This is a genomic window from Chitinimonas violaceus (assembly GCF_052601015.1).
Map to the genome: position 1 here is coordinate 1 of NZ_JBQXDJ010000299.1, position 254 is coordinate 254.

At 58.7% G+C, this 254-nt stretch carries 1 protein-coding gene; it reads left to right on the plus strand.

What is annotated here, in order from left to right:
* The coding region (locus ACUHMQ_RS21380) for a hypothetical protein (protein WP_445297438.1) at positions 1–219 on the plus strand (219 nt) is incomplete at its 5' end.
* Positions 220–254: the final 35 nt, after the last annotated feature.

Here is a 254-nt window from a genome sequence, read left to right on the forward strand (position 1 = left end):
CCGACTCCGCTATCAGATCACCGTGCTTTACGCACTTTGACAGTCTCGGGGTTTGCCGGTCACGGTCTTACCTGTCTTGCCATCACATCAAGATTGCCTGCGCAACCGCTGGAAGTCCTCACCAATCGTAAACCCCCGGCGAGCAGCATCTATCCACGGCAGGCGCTTCGGGTTTATGGCGTGCGCCGTGCTTCGATGAAACGATGGAGCGGTTCGTAGGCCACGCGCCACTGATGCCCATCAACCTGCAGCGT